This window comes from Streptomyces sparsus (assembly GCF_054776295.1).
In genome coordinates this window covers 1-4,038 of sequence record NZ_BAAHCA010000437.1, presented here as the reverse complement: position 1 = coordinate 4,038, position 4,038 = coordinate 1, and the positions used below count along the sequence as shown (strand labels likewise).

The 4,038-nt window shown below is 71.6% G+C and carries 7 protein-coding genes; 4 read left to right on the top strand and 3 right to left on the bottom strand.

Going from position 1 to position 4,038, the window contains the following annotated elements; genetic code table 11:
- Together ACYVE9_RS18025 and ACYVE9_RS18020 are read right to left on the bottom strand one after the other, a co-directional pair.
- Nucleotides 1-180 (bottom strand): hypothetical protein (locus ACYVE9_RS18025; RefSeq protein WP_461028909.1); only part of this gene is annotated, 180 nt, incomplete at its 3' end.
- Entirely contained in the window at nucleotides 173-1,150 is a 978-nt protein-coding gene (locus ACYVE9_RS18020; protein ID WP_461028908.1) for an LLM class flavin-dependent oxidoreductase, read from the bottom strand. The genes ACYVE9_RS18025 and ACYVE9_RS18020, both read right to left, overlap by 8 nt.
- 65 nt (nucleotides 1,151-1,215) lie before the next feature.
- Between ACYVE9_RS18020 and ACYVE9_RS18015 the strand changes: the two genes are divergently transcribed.
- Together ACYVE9_RS18015 and ACYVE9_RS18010 are read left to right on the top strand one after the other, a co-directional pair.
- On the top strand, nucleotides 1,216-1,488 hold the full coding sequence (locus ACYVE9_RS18015; protein WP_461028907.1) for a helix-turn-helix transcriptional regulator: 273 nt from the start codon (nucleotides 1,216-1,218) through the stop codon (nucleotides 1,486-1,488).
- 17 nt (nucleotides 1,489-1,505) lie between these two features.
- Entirely contained in the window at nucleotides 1,506-1,952 is a 447-nt protein-coding gene (locus ACYVE9_RS18010; protein ID WP_461028906.1) for a hypothetical protein, read from the top strand.
- Nucleotides 1,953-2,053: 101 nt separating this feature from the next.
- Here the strand turns inward: ACYVE9_RS18010 and ACYVE9_RS18005 are convergent, their stop codons facing one another.
- Entirely contained in the window at nucleotides 2,054-2,233 is a 180-nt protein-coding gene (locus tag ACYVE9_RS18005) for an LxmA leader domain family RiPP (RefSeq protein ID WP_461028905.1), read from the bottom strand.
- Nucleotides 2,234-2,430: 197 nt separating this feature from the next.
- Here ACYVE9_RS18005 and ACYVE9_RS18000 point away from each other — a divergent pair, with 197 nt between their 5' ends.
- A complete protein-coding gene (locus tag ACYVE9_RS18000; protein WP_461028904.1) occupies nucleotides 2,431-3,717 on the top strand; it encodes a M16 family metallopeptidase in 1,287 nt (428 codons plus the stop codon).
- Nucleotides 3,714-4,038: hypothetical protein (locus ACYVE9_RS17995; protein WP_461028903.1), on the top strand; the 325-nt coding region annotated here is incomplete at its 3' end. The genes ACYVE9_RS18000 and ACYVE9_RS17995, both read left to right, overlap by 4 nt.

The window sequence follows — 4,038 nt, the reverse complement described above, 5'->3', positions numbered from 1 at the left end:
CAGGGCCGCCTCGACCGCCGGCGCCGGGAGGCGCTGCGGTCGGGTGTGGGCCGGCCCGGGTGCGCGCAGCCAGCTGAACGCCGTGCCCCCGTGGTGTCGCACGGTGATGCGCAGATAGCGGGTGCCGTACTCGCGCACGGTCACCGGTGCCGCTTCCGTGGGGATGGCCGGCTCAGTCACCGTGCCGCCGCCGGATCGCCTCGATGATCTCCCGGGCGTCCCGCAACGCCGCGTCCGGGTTCTCGGTGAAGAGCACCCCGCCGCAGTTGAGGATCACCTCGTCCACGCCGGCGGCCCGGTACTCGTCGAGGCGGGCGGCGATGTGGTCCGCCGAGCCGTACACGTAGGTTCCGCTGTCCACCAGCGCGGCGGCACCGGCCGCCGTGTCCGACGGGTCGGCCGGCACACCGGCGCGGCGCAGCATGTCGGTGTAGTGGTCGGCCGCCAGGTGCCCGGCGGCGGCGGTGTGCGCGAGGACGTACGGGTCCCGGCCGCTCCGCTCCACCGCGACGTGGACGACGGTCGCGACGCGGCAGCGGGCGTCCCGGTCCTTGGCGCCTTCCTCCAGGGCGGGCATCAGGGTCTCGGCGACGTATCCGGGCGGGGTCATCCAGGTGATGGCGACGTCCGCGACGCCGCCGGCGGTGCGGGCCATGTTGGGGCGCAGTACTCCCACGCCGACCTCCACGCCCGGGTGGTCCATGGGGATCAGCCGCCCCCGCAGCGCGTGGTAGTCCCCCGCGTGGTCGACGACCTCGCCGTCGAGCAGCGAGCGGACCGTGCGCAGGTAGTCGGCGGCCATCGTGCGCGGGCTGGCATAGGTACGCCCGTTGAGGCTGCGTACGAACGCCGGCGCGCCGACGCCGTACCCGGCCACCACCGTCCTCCCGGTGAGCATGGCGAGGGAGCGCGCGTGCAGGGCGGCCTCGTACGGGTGGCGCAGCGGCATCAGTGTCACGCCGGTGCCGACGGGGACGCGCAGGCCGGCGCCGGCGAGGTGGGCGAATGCCTGGTGGGTCTCCACCTTGAGCGACTGGCCCGTCCACAACCGGCGCGCGCCGGTGTCACGCACCAGTTCGGCGAAGGGCCGCAGGGCGTCCGGGGTGTCGGGCATGTTCGGCACGAGCACGCTCGGGAGCACGTCGGTCACAGGTAAGCCTTCCTTCCCGTAGCTTTTTCTTGACGATCTGTTGTGTTAGCACTACATTTTTCGACATGAGCCCAGTGAGTCATCGCGAGGGAATGCCGATCTACAACCAGCTGAGAGTGCTGCGCGCGGAACGCGGCCTCAGCAGGGTCGCGCTGGCCGAACTGGTGGAGGTGCACCCGCAGACGATCGGCGCCATCGAGCGGGGTGACTACTTTCCGAGCCTCGACCTGGCCTTCCGCTTCAGCGACGTCTTCGAGCTGCCGGTCGAGGCGATCTTCAGTCGTCACCCCTTCGCACCGCTGTCCGCCCAGCTGTACAAAAAGGAGGAACGTAGGTGAACCGGGAAGGTTCTGACGTGACGACGAGTCCGGTCCGCAGCCCCATGCGTCCCGTGGCACTCGCGCTCTGCGCACTGAGCGCCGCCATGGTGGTGTTGTCCCTGATCTCGGACGGCAACGCGTTCTCCGACTCGTGGTGGCTCGTGGGCTTCGCCCTGTGGCTGCTGCTGTGGGGGGTGCTGCGCTCGATGACCCGGGGCGTGGCCGAACGGCCGGTGGCGGGGCTGGACGAGCGCGAGCGCGGGCTGCGCGACCGGGTGTCCTTCATCGGCTACCAGTGCGCGATCGCCGCCGGCATGGCCGTCGTCCTGCTCATGATCGTCTTCCAGGACGACCCCGGGATGATCGAGCGGATGCCGGGCCTGCTGACGACGCTGATGCTGACGTCGTCGGCGCTGCCGTCCATCATCCTGGGCCTGTCCGACAAGGGCGTCGAGGAATCCGAGCCGTACCAGGACGAGTGAGCCGACCTGCGGCGTCCGGCGACCCGCTACCGTGCGACAGGGCGGGTGCCCACCGATTCCGGCGGTGGGCACCCGCCCTGCCTTTCAGCGGATCACTCGAGTCAGCAGGAGTGGTCGAAGGTGTTGTCGATCGACACCGCCGAGATGGCGGACGCGGCGGAGATGCACGCCTGCGACGAGGTGGTGACCGTGGTGGTGGCCGCCGGGGCCTCGGCCGCGGGAACGATCTCGTCGGCGTCAGCGTAGGCCGAGTAGCCGCTGATGAGGGACTGCGTGTTCATATTCACTCCCATTGGTGTGAGCGGGATCGAATGGTTGACCGGATCGGTGATCTCAGCGATCACGTTCTCCGGCTGTGCCAAAACCATTCCCCGGCCGACGGCGGGATGGCAATGGGGTTGGCCGCATGCGGACACTGGCCGCAATCGGTCAACGCCTGCCGTTGAATGGGGAGTTGACCCGGCCTATGCTCGCCCGGGTGATCCGAACTGAGTTGCGCCGCCTGGAATTGGACAATGGCCTGCGGGTGCTGCTGGCACCGCATCCCGTCGGCGCCGCGGTCGGCCTCGCGGTGCACTACGGCGTCGGTTTCCGGACCGAGCCCAAGGGGCACACGGGTCTCGCGCACCTCTTCGAGCACCTTGTCTTCCAAGGCGGTCGCGGTGCCGCGCCCGAGGGGTATCTGCCCCGGCTCCAGCGCGCCGGCGGTTTCGGTGACGCGAGAACCCGCCAGGACGTGACGGTCTACCACGCCGCCGCGCCGGCGTCCGCCCTCGAAATGCTGCTCGCACTCGAAGCGGACCGAATGCGCGACCCCTGCATTTCCGCGCAGTCCCTGCGCACGCAGACCGCGGTGATCGACGAGGAGATCCGCCTCATGGTGCACAACCGCCCCTACGGCGCATTCCCGTGGGTGCTGCCGCGTGCCCTGCACTCGCGCGCGGAGAACACCAGGGACGGGTACGGCGAAACAGCCGACCTCGCGGCCGTCGACATTCCGCGGTGCGAGAGGTTCTTCGCCGACCACTACGGCCCCGGAAACGCCGTGCTGACACTGACCGGTGCGTTCGACCCGCGGTCGGCGGAACGTCTCGTACGCCGCCACTTCGCCTCCGTGCCGACGCGTCCGCCAGTGGCCGCACCGGAGGCGCACGAGCCCCCGCCGGCTCGGGAGGGGCGCCTGACGGTCGCCGACCCGCACGCCAGGACGCCCGCCGTGGCAGTGGGTTACCGGATGCCGGACCCGGTGGCCGAGCGCACCGACTACCTCGCGCACCTGGTCCTGGCCGCGCTGCTCGGCCAGGGCAGGCAGGCCCTGCTGCGCCGCGGGCCGGCCGCCGCACGGATGGCGAGCCTCTCCGTGGGCTGCGGCCTCTTCGGGCTGCCGCTGGACACCACGGGACCCGACCTGCTGACGCTGCTCGCCGTGCACGAGCACGACGCGGAGAACGTGCTGACCCTGCTCGACGACACCCTGGAGACAGTGGCGAAGGACGGGGTCGACCCGGACCTGCTGCGTGCCACGACCGCGCGCTGGGCCGCTGGTGCGCTGCGCGAACTCGGCGACCCCGGCGCCCGGGCACAGCTGCTGGGCCTGCGCGAGTCCCTGTTCGGCGAGGCCGAGTTGACGCAGACGCTGCCGGAACTGGTACGGACCGGGGTGACCGGGGGGCAGGTGCGCCGGGCCGCCGCCCGACTCGCCTCCTCGCACCGGGCGGTCGTGCGCTTCGTACCGGCCGGGGTGCGCGAGGAGGTGGCGGCGTGAGCGGGGGTTCGGGGACGGGCCTCGTGGAGGGCCGGCTGCCGCTGCCCGACGTCGACACCACACTCGCCAACGGACTGCGCGTGGTGGTCTGTTCGGCCCCCGTCGTGCCCGTGGTGGAGTTCCGCCTCACCGTCCCGTACGCCGCGGCTGAACCCGGCGAGGTGACCCGGTGCCAACTGCTGGCCAGGACTCTGCTGCGTGGCACCGCGCACCGGGACGCTGACGCCCACGACGCCGCCCTCGCCGCGCACGGCGCCACGCTGGACGCCGCCGCGGACGCCCACCGGTTCACCTTCGTCGGGCACACCATGGCCGGCGCCC

What these genes read in the sequence shown, in the direction of transcription:
- ACYVE9_RS18015 (WP_461028907.1), top strand. Translation starts at nt 1,216, where the DNA reads ATGAGCCCAGTGAGTCATCGCGAGGGAATGCCGATCTACAACCAGCTG.
- ACYVE9_RS18005 (WP_461028905.1), bottom strand. Translation starts at nt 2,233, where the DNA reads ATGAACACGCAGTCCCTCATCAGCGGCTACTCGGCCTACGCTGACGCC.